Annotated in this window: 16 protein-coding genes; 5 read left to right on the top strand and 11 right to left on the bottom strand. The window is 66.7% G+C overall.

Translation table 11 applies throughout. The annotated features are described in order from the left end of the window. Nucleotides 1–9: 9 nt before the first annotated feature. The 7 genes from CXZ10_RS16495 to argH form a co-directional block, all read right to left on the bottom strand. The gene (locus tag CXZ10_RS16495; RefSeq protein ID WP_101290455.1) at nucleotides 10–315 is read right to left on the bottom strand and encodes an urease subunit beta; all 306 of its coding nucleotides are present in this window, start codon (nucleotides 313–315) and stop codon (nucleotides 10–12) included. Nucleotides 316–326: 11 nt separating this feature from the next. Continuing rightward, a complete protein-coding gene (locus CXZ10_RS16490) occupies nucleotides 327–578 on the bottom strand; it encodes a DUF1272 domain-containing protein (RefSeq protein WP_101290454.1) in 252 nt (83 codons plus the stop codon). Between the two features lie 4 nt (nucleotides 579–582). After that, on the bottom strand, nucleotides 583–885 hold the full coding sequence (locus CXZ10_RS16485; RefSeq protein ID WP_101290453.1) for an urease subunit gamma: 303 nt from the start codon (nucleotides 883–885) through the stop codon (nucleotides 583–585). A gap of 14 nt (nucleotides 886–899) precedes the next feature. Next, nucleotides 900–1760, bottom strand: a complete 861-nt coding sequence (locus tag CXZ10_RS16480) for an urease accessory protein UreD (protein WP_210199949.1) — start codon at nucleotides 1758–1760, stop codon at nucleotides 900–902. A 105-nt stretch (nucleotides 1761–1865) separates the two neighbouring features. Further along, nucleotides 1866–3134, bottom strand: a complete 1269-nt coding sequence (lysA, locus tag CXZ10_RS16475; protein ID WP_101290452.1) for a diaminopimelate decarboxylase — start codon at nucleotides 3132–3134, stop codon at nucleotides 1866–1868. Nucleotides 3135–3144: 10 nt separating this feature from the next. Next, nucleotides 3145–3339: a lipoprotein gene (locus CXZ10_RS16470; protein WP_101290451.1), complete on the bottom strand. Its 195-nt coding sequence runs from the start codon at nucleotides 3337–3339 to the stop codon at nucleotides 3145–3147. Nucleotides 3340–3379: 40 nt separating this feature from the next. Further along, nucleotides 3380–4759: an argininosuccinate lyase gene (argH, locus tag CXZ10_RS16465; protein ID WP_101290450.1), complete on the bottom strand. Its 1380-nt coding sequence runs from the start codon at nucleotides 4757–4759 to the stop codon at nucleotides 3380–3382. Between the two features lie 30 nt (nucleotides 4760–4789). On the opposite strand from argH, the gene tlpA reads away from it, so the two are divergent. Further along, complete coding sequence (gene tlpA, locus CXZ10_RS16460) at nucleotides 4790–5425, top strand: thiol:disulfide interchange protein TlpA (RefSeq protein WP_101290449.1); 636 nt, start codon at nucleotides 4790–4792, stop codon at nucleotides 5423–5425. Between the two features lie 9 nt (nucleotides 5426–5434). Here the strand turns inward: tlpA and CXZ10_RS16455 are convergent, their stop codons facing one another. The 3 genes from CXZ10_RS16455 to CXZ10_RS16445 all read right to left on the bottom strand — a co-directional run bounded on the left by CXZ10_RS16455 (nucleotide 5435) and on the right by CXZ10_RS16445 (nucleotide 8335). Continuing rightward, nucleotides 5435–5689, bottom strand: a complete 255-nt coding sequence (locus CXZ10_RS16455) for a hypothetical protein (protein WP_143741549.1) — start codon at nucleotides 5687–5689, stop codon at nucleotides 5435–5437. A 316-nt stretch (nucleotides 5690–6005) separates the two neighbouring features. Then, nucleotides 6006–7196, bottom strand: coding sequence for a CobW family GTP-binding protein (locus CXZ10_RS16450; RefSeq protein ID WP_101290447.1), 1191 nt, complete (start codon nucleotides 7194–7196; stop codon nucleotides 6006–6008). Between the two features lie 26 nt (nucleotides 7197–7222). Further along, nucleotides 7223–8335, bottom strand: coding sequence for a D-alanyl-D-alanine carboxypeptidase family protein (locus tag CXZ10_RS16445; protein ID WP_244617130.1), 1113 nt, complete (start codon nucleotides 8333–8335; stop codon nucleotides 7223–7225). 200 nt (nucleotides 8336–8535) lie between these two features. Between CXZ10_RS16445 and CXZ10_RS16440 the strand changes: the two genes are divergently transcribed. From CXZ10_RS16440 to CXZ10_RS16425, 4 genes are all read left to right on the top strand, one after another. Continuing rightward, nucleotides 8536–10977, top strand: coding sequence for a TIGR02302 family protein (locus tag CXZ10_RS16440; protein WP_180336039.1), 2442 nt, complete (start codon nucleotides 8536–8538; stop codon nucleotides 10975–10977). A 130-nt stretch (nucleotides 10978–11107) separates the two neighbouring features. Then, nucleotides 11108–11857: an electron transfer flavoprotein subunit beta/FixA family protein gene (locus CXZ10_RS16435; RefSeq protein ID WP_101290575.1), complete on the top strand. Its 750-nt coding sequence runs from the start codon at nucleotides 11108–11110 to the stop codon at nucleotides 11855–11857. A gap of 15 nt (nucleotides 11858–11872) precedes the next feature. Then, nucleotides 11873–12811: an electron transfer flavoprotein subunit alpha/FixB family protein gene (locus tag CXZ10_RS16430; RefSeq protein ID WP_101290444.1), complete on the top strand. Its 939-nt coding sequence runs from the start codon at nucleotides 11873–11875 to the stop codon at nucleotides 12809–12811. A 70-nt stretch (nucleotides 12812–12881) separates the two neighbouring features. Then, on the top strand, nucleotides 12882–13760 hold the full coding sequence (locus tag CXZ10_RS16425) for a 3-hydroxybutyryl-CoA dehydrogenase (protein ID WP_101290443.1): 879 nt from the start codon (nucleotides 12882–12884) through the stop codon (nucleotides 13758–13760). An 80-nt stretch (nucleotides 13761–13840) separates the two neighbouring features. On the opposite strand, the gene CXZ10_RS16420 is transcribed toward CXZ10_RS16425, so the two are convergent. Next, nucleotides 13841–16327, bottom strand: coding sequence for a glycoside hydrolase family 2 protein (locus CXZ10_RS16420; protein WP_101290442.1), 2487 nt, complete (start codon nucleotides 16325–16327; stop codon nucleotides 13841–13843). Nucleotides 16328–16353: the final 26 nt, after the last annotated feature.

Genomic DNA, 16353 nt, shown 5'->3' with positions numbered 1-16353 from the left:
GCGAAGCGCTCAGAGCTTTCCCATCACCGCCTGCCGGAAGCCGTAGACCTCGCCTTTCCCGGCATAGGGCACCAGGGTCACCGACCGGCTCTGGCCCGGCTCGAAGCGAACGGCCGTGCCGGCGGGAATGTCGAGCCGGTGCCCACGCGCCTTGTCGCGGTCGAAAACGAGGGCCGGATTGGTTTCGGCAAAATGATAGTGGCTGCCGACCTGCACCGGCCGGTCGCCGGAGTTGGCGACTTCCAGCACCAGCGTCGAACGGCCGGCGTTGAGTTCGATGTCGCCGGCCTCGGCAATGACTTCACCTGGGATCATGCTCGTTCCTTTCAGGCGGCGCGGGGCGAACAGGGCTCGCCCTTGAAGACGCGGACGGTGGATGCCGGATTGGCAGCGAGCTTCCCGGCCGGGCGCACCGGCCGACGGACGAGTTCGCCGCCGCAGTTGGGGCAGACGCCGTTCAGTACGCCCGTCGTGCAGTCGGGGCACCATGTGCACTCGAAGGAGCAGATATAGGCCTCGGCGTCCGGCGGCAGGTTGCGGTCGCAGCATTCGCAGTTGGGGCGGAGTTCCAGCGCCATGATGTCACCGGATCGGTTCGTGGACGGTGACGAGCTTGGTGCCGTCGGGAAAGGTCGCTTCCACCTGGACGTCGTGGATCATCTCGGCGATGCCCTCCATCACCTGCTCGCGGCGCAGCACGGTGGCGCCGCCGGCCATCAGCTCGGCCACCGTTCGACCGTCGCGGGCGCCCTCGACCACGTAATCGGTGATGAGGGCCACCGCCTCGGGATGGTTCAGCTTGACGCCCCGTTCGAGGCGGTTGCGCGCCACCATGGCGGCGAGGCTGACAAGCAGCTTGTCCTTTTCGCGCGGCGTCAGGTTCATCACTCTTCCTCGTCTCAGATCGACCAGGCGCGCGGGAGCGGCCGGCCGGTGAGGGTTTCGATCAGGGGTTCGACAATCACTCGCAGGCGGCGGCCGTCAAGGGCAAGACAGCGTATGGACAGGAGCCCATCGAAGGTGGAAGCGCCCGCTTCGATACCGTCCGCCGCGAGAGTGGCGATCAGCTCACGGGCAGGATCGAGCTGCGATGCCGCGTCTGACGCCACCACCAGAATGCTGGCAAAGGCGCGGGCGCCGCGACCGGTGGCGCCGCCCGACAGTATCGCCCGGCTGTCGCCTGAAAGGCGCAGGGCGTCGGCATAGACGAGACGGCCGTCGCGCCGGACGCGCCAATGATCGGCAAGATCGACGGCAGTGACCTCCTCGCCCATGGCGGTGCGGCCAAGCACGATGCTTTCGACGGCGACGAGACGGGCATCGCCCAAAAGATCGACATCGAGCCGGCGCCTGAGGCCGGCGCCATCGAAAACGATAGTCTCCTGCGGCAGCCAATGGGCCTTCGCGCCAGCCTCGACGATCAGTCGATTGTCGATGCGGCCGACGCCTTCGGAACGACGGTAGATACGCTCGGCCGCCTGGGTGGTGACGGTCGCTGTCGACCCTGCCTTGAAATGCGCCTCGAAAGTGAGATGGTCGCCTCCGGTGACACCGCCGGCGCTGTTCAGGAAGACGGCGGCCGGCCCCGATCCGTCGTGCACCTTCGGCAGGCGCACATTGGCAGAGCCATCCTGGAAGAGATCGGCCAGCCGCGTTTCCTCGCGCCCGCCGATCCGCCGCAGCGCGAAGGCGACACGCGCCGCCCCCTCGGCTCTTTCGAGCCGGGGCATTCCTGTCTGAAGCGACACGGCGGTCGACACGTCGGGCAAACTCTCCCCACGCCGCGCCACCCGGCGCGGCAACTGCCCGGCAATGTGGCAAAAGGCCCGCCAGCGGGCGAGCCTAAAACTTGGGCAGGCGAGCCGCTAAATCAGCCAGTCCGGCAAACGGTCGAGACCGATTAGGTCGTCATAGGAGGGGCGAGGACGCACCACCGCCCATTGATCACCGTCCACCAGCACCTCCGGCACCAGGAGACGGGAGTTGTAGGTGCCCGACTGAACCGCACCATAGGCGCCGGCCGAGAACACGGCGAACAGCTCGCCGGGCCGCGCCACCGGCAGGTTGCGGCCACGCGCCAGATAGTCGCCGCTCTCGCAGACCGGGCCGACCACGTCGACCTTTTCCTGCTCGGCGCCGGCCGGCCGTTCCTCGACCGGCTTGATCTCGTGGTAGGCGTCGTAAAGGGTCGGCCTGACGAGATCGTTCATCGCCGCGTCGACGATGACGAAGGTCTTCGCCTTGCCGCGCTTCACATATTGCACCTCGGTGACGAGGATGCCGGCATTGCCGACGATGAAGCGGCCCGGCTCGATCAGCACCTCGCAGTCAAGCGACCTGGTGTGGCGGCGCACCACCTCGACATAAGCCGCGGGATGCGGCGGCGGCGTATTGTCGGCCTTGTAGGGGATGCCGAGACCGCCGCCGAGGTCGACGTGGCGGATGGCATGACCGGCAGCGCGCAGGGCCGCCACTAGGTCGCCGAGCCGGGCAAAGGCGGCATCGAAGGGGTCGAGATCGGTGATCTGCGAGCCGATGTGCATGTCGATGCCGGCAACATCGAGGCCCGGCAGCGCTGCGGCGCGGGCATAGACCTCAACCGCCTCCTTCCAGGGAATGCCGAACTTGTCCTCGGCCTTGCCGGTGGAGATCTTGGCGTGGGTGCGGGCGTCGACGTCGGGGTTGATGCGCAGCGACACCGGTGCCGTCTTGCCGAGACGGGTCGCCACGGCGGAAAGGCGCTCAAGCTCAGGCTCGCTCTCGACGTTGAAGCACTTGATGCCCTCGGCGAGCGCGTATTCGATCTCGCGCACCGTCTTGGCGACGCCGGAGAACACGATCTTGTCGGCGGGAATGCCGGCGGCCCGCGCCCGACGCAACTCCCCCTCCGAGACCACGTCGGCGCCGGCGCCAAGGCGGGCCAGGGTGCCGATCACCGCCTGATTGGAGTTGGCCTTCAGCGCGTAGCAGACCAGCGAGCGCTCGTCGCCGAGCGCGTCGCGGAACACCCGGAAATGGCGTGCGATGGTGGCCGAGGAATAGATGTAGACGGGCGTCCCAACCGCCGCGGCGATGGCGGACACGGCAACATCCTCGGCGTGGAGCACGCCGCCGCGATAGGTGAAGTGATGCAACCGGACCCCCTCAGATGAGACCGTCGAGGATGAAAGGCTTGTCGGGCGTCGTCTGTTTGGCCGTGGGTGGGATGGCGCCCGGATCGTTGGTCGAGGGGACCGCCGCCTCCGCCCTCGAGTTCGGCGCCTCGAGCGCCCCCTTGCGGCCGCAGCCGGTCACCGCGATGCCGACCATCAGCATTATCACCCCGAGACGCAGCACCATCTTGTCCTCGATCCGTTTGCTTCCAGGCGGTTGCCCATCCTCAGCCGAGAAGCGCCGTCCAGCGCTTCACCTCCGCCCGCACATTGTCGGGCGCCGTGCCGCCGTGCGACGTGCGGCTGCGGACGGAATTCTCGACGGTGAGCACATCGTAGACCGCTTCGGTGATGCCGTCATGCACCGTTTTCATGTCGGCAAGCGGGATATCGGAGAGCTCGATGCCGCGTTCGGCGGCGATCGCCACCAGACGCCCCGTGACATGATGGGCATCACGGAACGGCAGGCCCAGCACGCGCACCAGCCAGTCGGCGAGATCGGTGGCGGTGGAGAAACCCGAACCGGCCGCAGCGGCCATGCGGGCAACGTTGGGCACAAGGTCGTCGACCATGCCGGTCATGGCGGCGAGCACCAGGGAGAGGTTCTCGAAACAGTCGAAGGCCTGCTCCTTGTCCTCCTGCATGTCCTTCTGATAGGCGAGCGGCAGGCCCTTCATGATGATCAGGAGCGCGTTCATGTCGCCGATGATGCGGCCCGACTTGGCGCGCACCAGTTCGGCGGCGTCCGGGTTGCGCTTCTGCGGCATGATCGACGAGCCGGTCGAGAAGGCGTCCGACAGGCGCACGAAGCCGAACTGCGCCGACGACCAGATGACGATCTCCTCGGCGAGGCGCGACAGGTGAACGGCAATGATCGACGCCGCCGCCATCGCTTCCAGCGCGAAGTCTCGGTCGGAGACGCTGTCGAGCGAGTTGGCCGTCGGGCGGTCGAAACCGAGGCTCGCCGCCGTCATGTGGCGGTCGATCGGGAACGAAGTGCCGGCCAGCGCCGCCGCGCCGAGCGGGCACTCGTTGAGGCGCCGGCGTGCGTCCTGCACGCGGCCGCGGTCGCGCGCGAGCATCTCGACATAGGCCATAAGATGGTGGCCGAAGGTGACCGGCTGCGCCGACTGGAGGTGGGTGAAGCCGGGCATCACGGTATCGGCGTGCTCGCCCGCCCGCTTCACCAGCGCCTTCATCAGGTCGGCGAGCTGGCCATCCACGTGGTCGAGGCTGTCGCGCACCCAGAGGCGAAAATCCGTCGCCACCTGGTCGTTGCGCGAGCGGGCGGTATGGAGGCGCCCTGCTGCGGCGCCGATCAGCTCCTTGAGGCGCGATTCCACGTTCATGTGGATGTCCTCGAGGGCTCGCGAGAAGGTGAAACGGCCGTTGTCGATTTCCGCCTTGATCGCATCGAGGCCTTCGGCGATCTTGCCCGCGTCTTCCGCGGATATGATGCCGCGGGCGGCGAGCATTTCGGCATGCGCCTTGGAGCCGGCGATATCCTGGGCGTAGAGCTTCCGGTCGAAGTCGATGGAGGCGTTGATCTCCTCCATGATCGCGGACGGGCCAGCCGAAAACCGGCCGCCCCACATGCGGTTGCTCATTGGGTCCACTCCAGGAACGAGGATCGGTCGATGCCGCTCAAGCCTTCCCGCCCCGTCTTCGCCGCGACAGCGATCGTTGCGGTGGCCGCCGGCCTTGCTGCGGTATACGTGACGGAGAGGGGCGCTGTCGAGAGCGGCGGCCGTTGCGCGGCGGCGGCGTCAAAGGCGAAGGCTCTGAAGCCGCTTGCCGTCGGCGATCTTGCCGCCTTGCTGCCGGCCGACACGCCGGCCGATTTCTCCGATCTCGTCCTGCGTACCGCCGATGGCGGCGAGCGCCGCCTTGCCGAGTTCGCCGGCCAGACGCTGGTCCTCAACATGTGGGCGACTTGGTGCGTGCCCTGTCGCACGGAGATGCCGCACCTTCAGGCGCTTCAGGAAAAACGCGGCGGCCCCGATTTTTCGGTGGTGGGGCTCAACGTCGATGTCGGCAGCCCGGACAAGCCGACGCGCTTCCTGGCCGATATCGGCGCCACCTCGCTCATCGACCTGCGCGACCCTGAGATGCGCGCCTTCAACGAGCTGAAATCGAAGGGATTGGTTCTGGGCCTGCCCACCACCTTCGTGGTCGACCGCAACGGCTGCGCCCTCGCCTCTTTGGCGGGACCTGCTCAATGGGATTCGCCCGCAGCACTGGCTCTGATCGAGGCAGCGGCGAAATCTGACTAAAGAGGCGCCTCAGGCGTGGCTGCGGCCGGCAAAGCCGAAGCGCGGCAGAAGACGCTCAAGCCACTCGCCGATGCGCTCGAGATGATCGATCTCGCGATCCTCGACGCGACCGACGATGGCCTTCCGGCGTTCAGTGGTGCTCATCGCCCGGAAGCGAGCCACCGCCTGCTGATGCGATGCCTCGACGATACGGACGACCACGGCATGGTCGCCGTCCACCCAGGAAAACAGGAACGACTCCGGCTTAGCGAGTGTTGTCAGCACGTTCTCAATCCCGTCTTGGTCGGGAGTTCGTAGCGCGCCCCAGGGCACCCGACCACTCCGGTTCCGAGGATCGAACCATTATGGTTAACGGAGCATTAACGCCGTTTCTCTGCAAGCTCGCCGTTATTCGTTCACTCCGAAAAGGATAATGAAAAAAGATAGATAGCCCAATGATATAGTTAATTTTGACAGGAATCCCGCTTTACAAAATCTGTGGATAAATTGTTAATAGCCCATGCGCCGCTTGAAAAATCGAAACAAGCAACCTTTCAGACAACTTCGTCATCAGGAAAATTACGTATTCCAAGAAATCCGCTTAGGTGCGTTGCGACGGCGGCGTGAAGCCCGCAAGCGCCAGGGGATTGTCGGTCATCGCGCGACGGTCGGGCGTGTCGGGAGCGAGGACGCCGGCGAAGGCATCGAACAGGCGCTTGACCTCGTCTTCGGCAAGATCCCGCGTGATGAACACCAGCCGGGTCCGTCGGTCGGCATCGGGCCACGCCGGAAGGCGGACGGGCGGATGGAACAGCTCTTGGACGGCATGGACGACCAGCGGCCGATCGGGGTCCTCGGCGAGCCGGACCACCCCCTTGAGCCGCAACAGCTTCGGGCCGTGGGCGGCACGCAGAAGCTCCAGGAACATTTCGAGCGCGCCGGCTGGCAGCGCATTGTCGGAAACCAACGAGAAAGCGCTGACACCATCGTGCCGGCTGTCCTCGTCGTGGTGGTGATGATGATGTTCGCCGTGGTGATGATGGCTCGGGTGGTCGCAAGCTCCGCCGGCGCAATCGTGATCATGACGATGCTCGCCGGCGGCATCAAAAGCCTCGGCGTTGAGCCAGCGCCGGACATCAGCCGTCTTGGTGGCAGGATCGTAGAGACCTGAGCCGAGAAGATTGTCCGGCGAAGCGGCGGCAGCGTCAACGAGCGGCGCCCCCGGGTTGAGCGCAGTCAGTCGCCATTTGAGGGCCGGCAGTCGCTCCGCCCCTTCGGGAAGGTCGGCCTTGGCGATGACAAGCCGGTCGGCCACCGCGACCTGCTTCACCGCCTCCTCGTGCTCATTGAGCGTCCTGGCACCGTTGACGGCGTCGACCACCGTGATCACGCCATCCACCGCATAGCGCAGCGACAGGTAAGGGTGGGCGGTGAGCGTGGCGAGCACCGGCACCGGGTCGGCAAGGCCCGTGGTCTCGATGACGATCCGGCTCAGCGTGTCGATGCGGCCGTTGTCGAGGCCGCGGAGGAAGTTCTCGAGAGTGGTCACCAGTTCGCCACGCACCGTGCAGCAAAGACACCCCGACGACAGCTCGACGATGCCGTCATCCGCCGCCTCGACGAGAAGGTGATCGATGCCGATTTCGCCGAACTCATTGATGATGAAGCCGGTGCCGGCCAGCGCCGGATCGCGCACCAGCCGGTTGAGCAGCGAGGTCTTGCCCGCCCCGAGAAAGCCGGTGACGATGGTAACGGGAATGACCGGCTTGGACTGGCGGTTGGCTTCCGGCAAGACGTCTGTTCCTCTTCTGGCAGGCTTCAACGAACGGGTCTGGGCAGCGGCAGGGGCACGTCGGCCGCTGCCTCGACCGCTGGCTCCACAGGGTCGGGCATGTCGCTGGCGCCGCCGAGGCTGATGGGGATGGGATCCATCACCTTGAAGCGCGGCACGAGGAAGCTCGCCGGCTGGTCGTCCCCGTCGCCGAGATCCTCGCCGACCGGCGCCTTGGCACCTTTTTTCCGCTTGGGACAGGCGAGTTCGCGCATGTCGGCGGCGACGGCAGCCACCGGACCGCGCGGCGCCAGCCGGTCGATCGTGACGGATGCCGCGGAAGACGGCGTCCGGAATGACGCCTCGAGCAGGCTGGCCGCCAGTTCGTCGCGCTCCCGCGCCGTCTTGCCGCCAAGCACGATGGTCAGGATCTGCCGGCCGTTGCGCGTCGCCGTCGCCACCACGTTGAAGCCCGACGAGCAGATGAAGCCGGTCTTCATGCCGTCGGCGCCAGGGTAGCGTTCAAGAAGGTTGTTGTGGTTCTTGATGACCTTGCCACCGAGCGACAGCGCCGTCGTCCGGTAGAGTTCCCGATAGCCGGAAAAATCCTTGAGCAGGGTGCGGGCGAGCAGCGCGTAGTCGCGGGCGGTCGTCCACTGGTTGGGGTCCGGCAGGCCATTGGCATTGGAAAAGCGTGTGTTGGCCATGCCGAGCGACCGCGCCGCACCGTTCATGCGGGCGACGAAACCGGGCAGACTGCCACCGACCCGCTCGGCCAGCGCGTAGGAAACGTCGTTGGCCGACTTCACCATGATGATGCGCAGCGCCGTGTCGACGGTCAGTACCGTGCCCGGCTTGAAGCCCATCTTGGAGGGCTGCTCGCGCGCGGCGGCCGGTGTCATCACCACGCCCGAATCACCGCGAATCTCGCCGGCCTTGATGGCCGACAGCGTCACATAGACGGTCATCAGCTTAGTGATGGACGCGGGATACCACGGATCGAAGCTCTGATTCTCGGCCAATACCGCGCCGGTGGCGAGATCGACGGCGAGATAGGGAGCGGCGACCGCGCCGCCGGCAAGGTTCATAAGCAGCGGCAACGCAGCGGCTAGTCGGAAAAGGCGGCGGGCGCGGCCGCACGGGCCGGAAATCGTCGGCAAGGCTTTCTTCCCGGAAACAGTCGTCCACGGACGGGTGATTTTAGCGAAGGTCGTGGTCTCCGCAAAGGCGCGAGACGACCGGCCCTTCCCGGATGTACCGTGAAGGCGGCCAGAATGCGGCGACACCCTTATCTTCGACCCATTTCCCTTCTAGAGTGTTGAGAAGGACACAGGCGCGTGAGACCGAGGGAAAGGCCCCGATGACCGAAGGACCGCTCAGGCCCGACAGCCGGGATGGCGACTTGCCGTCCGCCACCGCCCGCGCGGTGGCGCTGTCCGGCCTGTCGCTCGCCTGGGAGCGTCTGTGGCCGCGCCTTGCGCTGGTGCTGTCCGTGCTCGGCATGTTTCTGGCGCTGGCTTGGCTGGGCGTCTTCGAGCGGTTGCCGGCCGCCCTTCGCCTCGCCGCCGCCGGACTGTTCGCCGCCGCCCTCCTCGCCAGCGTCGTCCATCTTCTCAGAACGCCCTGGCCCGACCGGCGGCAGGCGGCCGACCGGCTGGAGCGCGGCGTTCCGCATCGGCCGCTCAGCGCCTTCCTCGACCACCCCTCGGCCACCGGCGACGCGCTCGCCGATGCCCTGTGGCAGGCTCACCGCCGACGCCTCGTGGTTGCTTTGAAGGGCTTGAAAGCAAGCCTTCCGTCGCCGCGTCTCGATCGTGCCGATCCCTATGCCTTGAGAGCGGCCGTGTTCCTGCTGCTGATCGTCGGCTTCTTTGCGACGCCCGACCATCTGGGACCGGTGACGGCGGTCTTCCGGCCGCCGGTTTCCATACCACCCGACATCCGCGTCGACATCTGGGCGAACCCACCAACCTACACCGGGCTGACGCCGCGTGCCCTGGTAACGACGTCGAACGGCACCGTCGTTTCGCCTGACGCCCTCCCTGACGCTCCCTCAGTCACGCTGCCCGCCGGAACGACACTCGCCATACGGCTCGCCGGTATCGGCTCGCCAAGTGCTGCCTTCGCCGCCGAGGGCAAGCCACCCATGTCGCTCGACGGACGCTCCCCGGCGCCAGGGCAGATGGCCTACGAGCATCGCCTTGCCGCCTCCGGCCGCCTGACGCTGGGGGGCGACGGCCTGCAGGCCATGGAACTGCCGATCGCCGTCCGGGCCGACACTCCACCGGCCGTCCGCCTTGCCGAGCAACCGGCGGCCACCGCGCGCGGCGCGCTCCGCCTCGCCTACGCCATCAACGACGACTATCGCGTCGCCGCAGCCCGCGCCATGCTGGCGCCCGACGCGGCTGAGGGTGCTCGCCCGCTCGTCGCCCTGCCCGACGTCACGTTGGCCCTGCCGCGTCGGGGTGTTGACCGCGCCGTCACCACCTCCGACCTCACCACCCATCCGCTGGCTGGCGGCCGGGTTCGTCTCGTCCTTGAGGCCCGCGACGATGCCGGTCAGGTGGCCGAGACGCCGCCGCTCCTCATCGACCTGCCGGCTCGCCCCTTCCGCAATCCTTTGGCTGCCGCCGTCGTCGAGCAGCGAAGACTGCTGGCGTCCGACGCTCGACAGGCCAAAGCGGTGGCAGCAACCTTTGAAACGCTGGGCGATCTCGGCGCCGCCTTCATCGACCGTCCGGGCGAGATCCTTGGCCTGCGCGTCGCCCGCAACCGTATCCTGCTGGCGCGTGACGACGCCGCGTTGAAGCCGGTGCTCGACTATCTCTGGCAGATGGCGCTCGCCATCGAGGCCGGCGACGCGGCGCCGGCGGCCGAGCGGCTCGCCGCCGCCCGCGAGGCATTGAGAAAAGCGCTGGAAAGTGGTGCCTCGCCCGAGGAAATCGCCCGCCTTACCGAGGAGCTCAAGGCCGCACTCGACGACTATCTCAAGGCGATGGCCGAAGCGGCGGCTTCCGATCCCTCCCGCCTCAGCGATCTCGGCCAGAAAGGCGGCGAGCGCGTTACCAGCGACGACCTCAAGAAACTCATCGACCGCATGCGCCAACTGGGCGAGCTCGGTGAACGCGACGCTGCCGCCGAGCTCCTGTCGCAGCTCGACGACATACTTTCGGGCCTGCAGTTTGCCCAACCAGAGGCGGGTAGCGCCAGCGACCCTGATCTCGACGAGCTGGCCGACATCATTCGCCGACAGCAGGAGTTGCAGAACCGCACCCACAAGCTGACGCCCGACGGCTACACCGGCGAGGAGTTCGGCGATGACAGCGGCGATCAACAGGCCCTCCAGGATCTCGAAAGAGAGCAGTCGGCCTTGTCAAAGCGCCTGGAAGAGCTGATGTCCCGCCTGTCCAAAGGAGCGCAGGGGAGCGGAGAAGAGGGAAAAGGCGGCCTTGAGGGCGCCGGCCGCGCCATGCGCGACGCCGGCCGCAACCTCGGCACCGGCGACACCGAGTCCGCCGTCGGCAACCAGGGCGCCGCCCTCGATGCCCTTCGGAGCGGCGCCCGCGACATGATGCGCGGCCAGGGGCAAGGCACCGCCGGCGCCCGTGAGGGCGGCACCGATCCGCTCGGCCGGCCCACCGGCCGGCGCGGCCCCGACCTCGGCGACGATACAAAGGTGCCCGGCGAGATCGAAGTTCAGCGGGCGCGGCGACTGCTCGAGGAACTGCGCCGCCGCTATGCCGACCCCAACCGCCCCCCGCTCGAGCTCGACTATCTCCGCCGGCTCATCGCACCGTTCTGACGGTTCCAAGCCCACGCGTGCCGCCGTTGACGCCGAGGCGGACGGTCGCTACGGTCACGCCTCGCGCGCAAAACCCGCCCGTTGCAGGCCGTTTTGGCCGTTCGTCCATTGGTCCGGAGAGATGGTTCCGATGAAGATTCTCGTGCCCGTGAAGCGGGTCGTCGACTACAACGTCAACATCCGCGTCAAGGCCGACGGTTCCGGCGTCGATCTCGCCAACGTCAAGATGTCGATGAATCCCTTCGACGAGATTTCCGTCGAGGAAGCGCTGCGCCTGCGAGAAGCCGGCATTGCCAGCGAGGTGGTGGCCGTCTCCATCGGCCCCAAGGAAGCCCAGGAAACGGTCCGCACCGCACTCGCCATGGGCGCCGACCGCGGCATCGTTCTGGAAGCGGAAGGCACCGTCGAGCCGCTAGCCGTCGCCAAGCTTCTGAAGGCGATCGTCGCCGAGGAAGCGCCCGGCCTGGTCATCCTCGGCAAGCAAGCGATCGACGACGATTGCAACCAGACCGGCCAGATGCTGTCGGCCCTGCTCGGCTGGCCGCAGGGCACCTTCGCCTCCAAGCTGGTCCTGGGCGATAACGGTATCGAGGTAACGCGCGAGGTCGATGGTGGCCTCCAGACCGTGCGCCTGTCGCTGCCGGCCGTCGTCACCGCAGACCTGCGCCTCAATGAGCCGCGCTACGCCTCGCTGCCCAACATCATGAAAGCCAAGAAGAAGCCGATCGATCTCCGGCCGGCTGCGCAATATGGCGTCGATCTCACGCCGCGCCTCATGGTGCTGAAAACCGCCGAGCCGCCGGTCCGGCCGGCCGGCCGCCGCCTCGCCTCGGTCGCCGAACTGGTCGACTGCCTGAAGACCGAAGCCGGCGTGCTCTGAGAAAGGCCAGCCAACATGACCACCCTTCTCCTCGCCGCCCACGACGGCAGCTCGATCAAGGACGCCACGCTGAAGGCGCTGACCCCGGCGCTGGCCCTCGGCGACGACATCCATGTGCTGGTGGCCGGTGACGGCGTCGCCGCAGCAGCAGCCGAGGCAGCCAAGCTCAAGGGCGTCAGCCGCGTGCTGACCGCCGAGGCCCCGGCGCTGGGACATGGCCTCGCCGAGCCGCTCGCCGCCCTGATCGTGGCGCTCGCCCCGGCTTACTCGGCCGTACTGGCGCCGGCGACCTCCACCTTCAAGAACGCCGTGCCGCGCGCGGCGGCGCTGCTCGACGTGATGCAGATCTCCGACATCACCGCCGTGCTGGCGCCCGACACCTTCGAGCGGCCGACCTACGCCGGCAATGCTCTGATCACGGTGCGCTCCACCGACCCGATCAAGCTGATCACCGTCCGCACCGCCTCCTTCCGCGCGACGCTCGTGGAAGATCGCCCCCCGGCGCCGATCGAAGCGGTTGCCGTGCCCACCGATCCGGGTCTTTCGACCTTTGTCGGCGACGTCTTCTCCACCGCCGATCGCCCCGAGCTCACCTCGGCCCGCGTCGTCGTGTCGGGTGGCCGGGCGCTTGGCTCGGAAGAGCAGTTCAAGGCGCTGCTGCTGCCGCTGGCCGACCGGCTCGGCGCCGCCGTCGGCGCCAGCCGTGCCGCGGTCGATGCCGGCTACGCCCCTAACGACTGGCAGGTCGGCCAGACCGGCAAGGCAGTCTCGCCCGACCTTTACGTCGCGGTCGGCATATCCGGCGCCATTCAGCACCTTGCCGGCATGAAGGACGCCAAGGTGATCGTCGCCATCAACAAGGATGGTGAGGCGCCGATCTTCCAGGTCGCCGACTACGGCCTCGTCGGTGACCTGTTCGAGCTCGTACCGGAGCTGACGAAAGCCCTCGGTTGAGCTAGAATGTTCTGATATTTGTCACGAGGCGCGCCGTATCCGGCCGCGTCCGAGAGGCTCGGGGTCTTCTATGGTTGAAATCAGGTCGGTCGGCGTCATGGGCGCGGGTCAGATGGGCTCCGGCATCGCGCATGTCTGTGCTCTCGCGGGTCTCGACGTCGGGCTCTATGACGTTGCGCGCGATCGGTTGGAAGCCTGCCTCAACGTCGTTTCCGCCAACCTCAGCCGTCAGGTCGCGTCCAAGAAGATCACCGAGGAGCAACGCCGCGAGGCGCTGTCCCGCATCAAGCTCCTGACCGACCTCGAGGGCTTCTCCGACACCGATCTCGTCATCGAGGCGGTGACGGAGAACGAAACCATCAAGCGCAAGGCGCTCTCCCAGCTCTGTCCCGAGCTGAAGCCCGAGGCGATGATCGGCACCAACACCTCGTCGGTGTCCATCACCCGCCTCGCCGCCTCCACCGATCGGCCGGAACGCTTCATCGGCATCCACTTCATGAATCCGGTGCCGGTGATGCAGCTCGTCGAGCTGGTGCGCGGCATCGCCACCGAGGACGAGACCTTCGAGGCCGCGCGCAATTTCGTGTCGAAGCTCGGCAAGACGGTCGCCGTCTCCGAGGACTTCCCTGCCTTCATGGTCAATCGCATCCTGCTGCCGATGATCAACGAGGCGATCTACACTCTCTACGAAGGCGTCGGCACGGTGGATTCCATCGACACCGCCATGCGCCTCGGCGCCAATCATCCGATGGGGCCGCTGCAGCTCGCAGACTTCATCGGCCTCGACACCTGCCTCTCCATCATGCAGGTGCTGCACGACGGCCTTGCCGACAGCAAGTACCGCCCCTGCCCGCTTCTGGTGAAGTACGTCGAAGCCGGCTGGCTCGGCCGCAAGACGCAGCGCGGCTTCTACGACTATCGCGGCGCCACGCCGGTGCCGACGCGCTGAGACGGCTGTGCCGACAGACAAAGAAAACCCCGCGCCTTCCCAAGACGCGGGGTTTTCTTTTGGCGACAGGTTCTCTCCCACTACGCTCTGCGAATGACGGCCTCGCTCGGCCGGTAGCTCGAACGGAGGTCGCGAACCACCAAGCTGTCGACCGGGTCGACATCACCCGACCGCGACGTCCAGACAATCTCGACCGGCGCTTCCGGCGTCACCAGGACGGCGTTGTCGGAAAACACGCCGTAAGGGTCCGTCTCGAGCGACACGTAGAAGGCCGGCGCTGTGGTGGCGGTGATGGTGAAGCGCCACTCGCCCGCGCCGAGCTTTGCCGCCTCGACCACGAGACCGGGGTCACGCAGGCGCAACGCCTTGTAGGGCGACACGGCGTGATGGTCGGAATGCTCGCCGGACGGATCGCTCCAGGTAAAGCAGAGCACTTCATCCGGGCTGCCATTGGCCGGGATCGCCAGCAGAGAAACCGCCCGATCGATCGGCACCGTCTTGATGAACTCACCGACCGGCCGGCGGGACCCGTCGACGGCGAGCCAGAAGGCCTTGCCGGCCATCACCACCTCGGATCGGGTGTCGTTCACCCCGAAGAGTTCCACCGTGGAGGTATCGGCGGACGGGATCGCCACCACGTTGGTCGGGGCGAAGAAGCGCCGGGCCATCGAATGCAAGAGCTTCCAGCGGCCGCCGTATTCGATCGACGACCACGAGGCCACAGGATAGGTGTCGTTGAGCTGCCAGTAGAGCGCGCCCATGCATTCCGGCTTGATCGATCGCCAGAAGTCGATGGCGATCTTCATGGCGAGGCCCTGCTGCACCTGGCTGAGATAGACGACATTCTCGAAATTCTTCGGGAAGCGGAAGTAGCGCGAGATCGTTTCGACGATGCGCGCATTGCCGCCGGCGTTCTTCTGGTGCAGCTCCATGGCCGGCGAAGCGATGTCGAGATCTTCCTCCTCGATATAGCGGCGCAACGTCGACAGCGATACGAAGGACTGGAAGCCGAACTCCGAGGCAAAGCGCGGCCGCACCCCGCGATAGGCCGCGAACGACTTGCCGGCATGCCAGACGTCCCACATGTGCTGGTCGCCGGAGCCCTCGGCCTTCCAGGCGTCGCCGAAGTCCATCGGCCCCTTCGAAGGCGACGACGGCCAGAACAGCCGGTCGGGATCGGCGCGGTGGGCGGCCAGTTCGATCGTCCGGCTCAGCCGGTCGTAGGCGACGAGATAGCGGTCGCGATTGGCACGAGCCACCTCGAACCAGGTGAGCGCGCCGATCACTTCGTTGTCACCGCAATAGAGGGTGATCGAGGCGTGGTGCGACAGCCGGCGAACCTGATGCTCGATTTCCCGGTCGACCTCGGCGAGGAAGGCATTGTCGGCGGGATAGAGGGCGCAACCGAACATCATATCCTGCCAGATCAGGATGCCGAGTTCGTCGCAGAGGTCGTAGAACCAGTCCGGTTCATACTGGCCGCCGCCCCAGACGCGCAGCATGTTCATGCCGACGGCGACAGCGTCCTCAAGCTGCGGCCGTACCGCGTCCGGCGTGATGCGCGACGGCAAGGCGTCGCCCGGAATCCAGTTGGCGCCGCGGCAAAACAGGTCGAGCCCGTTGACGCGCACCGTCAGCGGCACGCCGATCTCGTCGCGCTTGGTCACCACCTCGATGCGGCGGAGGCCGATCCTCTGGCGATGGGCCGTACCGCCGAGCGTCACGGTGAGATCGTAGAGCGGCTGCTCGCCCGAGCCAGCCGGCCACCAGATGCGCGGATTTTCCACGCGCAGCGTCGCCTCTGCTACCGTGTTTCCAGCCGAACAGGTCACCTGAAGGCTGACCTTCTCGTCGCCAAGCTGGATGGTGAGCAGTTCATTGCAGGCGGCCTTCGCCTGGATTCGGACCTCGACGTCGACATCGACGGCACCGGTTGCCGCGTCGTGGCGCTGGCGATGCTGGACATAGGTGATGCTGGGCAGGTCGGCGCGCTCCAGGCGAATGTCGCCATAGAGGCCGAACGGCATCATGGCGATGTTCCAGTCCCAGCCGGCATGACACTGCACCTTCCTCAGAAGATTGATGTGCGGCGTCGCCTGCATCTGCGCGCTGTAGGGCTGCTCATATGGCTGTCTGGCAGCCGCCTCGATCGCTGCTTTGACGTTGGATCGGAAGACGATCTCGATCTCGTTGTCGCCGGGCCGCAACGCACTGCCAACTTCGGCGCGATGCGGGCGGAACATGTTGGCGGCGGCAAGCACCGGCTGGCCGTTGATCCACACCTCGGCGACGGTGTCGAGGCCGTCGGCGTAGATCGCCCAGGGGTGGCCAAGCTCGTCGGCATCCATGGAAAAGCTACGGCGGGCAATCCAGTCGCGCTCGGCCGGCCAGCGCACGACCAGCTCATTCTCGCCGACGTAAGGATCCGGCAGGACGCCGGCGGCGATCAGCGCCGAAAGGGCATCACCCGGCAATGGAAACGGCACGGAAATCGATTCATCCGTCGCGTGAAGCGTCCAGTTTCCTGCAAGGTCTTTCGCGGCGGCGCGATTGACGAGGTCAGCCATAGGTTATCTCGAAATGCTGGAAGCCG

It is taken from the genome of Pleomorphomonas diazotrophica, assembly GCF_002844595.1.
Classification (GTDB): Bacteria; Pseudomonadota; Alphaproteobacteria; order Rhizobiales; family Pleomorphomonadaceae; genus Pleomorphomonas; species Pleomorphomonas diazotrophica.
This window is presented reverse-complemented; position numbering and strand designations above follow the sequence as displayed.